General features: G+C 46.1%; 3 protein-coding genes. All 3 read left to right on the top strand.

From position 1 onward, the window contains the following. The coding region (locus A3762_RS21340; RefSeq protein ID WP_197469476.1) for a SufD family Fe-S cluster assembly protein at positions 1 to 286 on the top strand (286 nt) is incomplete at its 5' end. A 54-nt stretch (positions 287 to 340) separates the two neighbouring features. Continuing rightward, positions 341 to 1,105 carry a Fe-S cluster assembly ATPase SufC gene (sufC, locus tag A3762_RS21335; protein WP_068476268.1) on the top strand — a complete coding sequence of 255 codons (765 nt, stop codon included), beginning with the start codon at positions 341 to 343 and terminating at the stop codon, positions 1,103 to 1,105. Positions 1,106 to 1,108: 3 nt separating this feature from the next. Further along, positions 1,109 to 1,863: SufD family Fe-S cluster assembly protein (locus tag A3762_RS21330; protein WP_156493651.1), on the top strand; the 755-nt coding region annotated here is incomplete at its 3' end.

Genomic DNA, 1,863 nt, shown 5'->3' with positions numbered 1-1,863 from the left:
CTATGCGCAATGTGACTCTCTATTGATTGGCGACAAGTGTGGCGCTCATACCTTCCCTTACATCGAAAACAAAAATAAGAGTGCGATCGTCGAGCACGAAGCGACGACCTCAAAAGTCAGCGATGACCAACTGTTCCTTTGCCAACAACGAGGCATTGATGCAGAGCAAGCCGTTTCAATGATTGTTAACGGTTTCTGTAAGGAAGTATTCAAAGAGCTTCCGATGGAATTCGCGGTTGAGGCAACCAAGCTATTAGAAGTCAGCCTTGAAGGCAGTGTAGGTTAATTAAAGATTAAATCTTGCGGCGAGTTGTGCGACGCATACGAATGGAAAAGACGAATGTTAGACATTAAAGATTTACAAGCATCAGTTGAAGAAAAGCAAATCCTTAAAGGCTTGAACCTTGAGGTTAAGCCTGGCGAAGTTCACGCAATCATGGGCCCAAATGGGAGCGGTAAAAGTACACTTTCTCAGGTACTCGCAGGCAACGAAGCTTATGAAGTGAACGGCGGCACGGTTACTTTTAATGGCCAAGATCTCCTTGACATGTCGATTGAAGACCGCGCGCGTGAAGGTGTGTTTCTAGCATTCCAATACCCTGTTGAAATTCCAGGCGTCAGCAACCTTCAGTTCTTGCGCACCGCGATCAACAACATTCGCCAACATCGCGGCGAAGGTGAGATCAACGCAGCGGAATTCATGAAGCAAGCTAAAGCAAAGATCCAACAGGTAAATCTTGACCCATCTTTCTTAAAACGTGGCGTCAACGAAGGTTTCTCTGGCGGCGAGAAAAAGCGTAACGAGATCATGCAGATGCTGATGCTTGAGCCATCACTAGCGATTCTTGATGAAACTGACTCAGGCCTAGATATCGACGCACTACGTGTTGTGGCTGATGGCGTAAACGCGCTTCGCTCTCCAGATCGAGCGGTTGTTATGGTTACGCACTACCAGCGCTTGCTTGATTACATTGTTCCAGATTATGTTCACGTTTTGGCTGGCGGTAAAATCATCAAATCAGGCGGCAAAGAGCTTGCACTTGAGCTTGAAGAAAAAGGCTACGGCTGGTTAGGTCTTGAAGACAACGCAGAAAGCGAGGCATAAGCGATGACTCAACTCAGCTCTTTGGCTGTCGTTGAAGCGCATCAGCTTAACTCTGCTCTTCCAAGCCAAATTCAAACATTACAGAAAAACGCACAAGAGAAACTATCTACGCTTGTTGTGCCAACGCGCAAAACAGAGCATTGGAAGTATTCTGCAAAGCGTTTAGGTGATCTAAGCCTTCTCAGTAACAACTCTGAGACAGTAAGCACCACAGCATTTGTCGAAAATGCTATCTACATAGACATCTCAGCTGCTGGTATTGACGCCGCGGCATTAAGCGAGATCGAAGAATCGGGCTTAACTCTTCAAGCTTTTACGCAACTTAGTGATGAAGACTGCTCAGCAATCATTGAACTTGCAGAATATGAGCGCGGAGAGCTTGAACAAATCAATACCGCTCTTTTCAATGATGGACTAGTCATTCGCATTGCTAAAAATGCCGTGATTGAATGCCCGATCATTTTGAACTTTGTGCAAGATGAAGCGGGACTTACAACACCTCGTGTGTATATCGAACTGGAGCAAAGTGCGCAAGCTACAGTCATTGAAAACTATGCAATCGCTGATGTAGACGGAGCATTCTGCTCTAGCCAAACAACAGCGCTGATTGGTGACAACGCAAAGCTTACTTATTTGCGTCAAAATCCTTTAGGCAGTGCGTTCCGTATAGGCGGAACCACGCGTGCAATTCTAAAACGTGATGCGAATTTTGAAAGCCATATTCTTTGCTTAGGGTCAGCCATGGCACGCCATGACCT

The sequence above is a fragment of the Oleiphilus sp. HI0125 genome (assembly GCF_001635355.1).
This window is presented reverse-complemented; position numbering and strand designations above follow the sequence as displayed.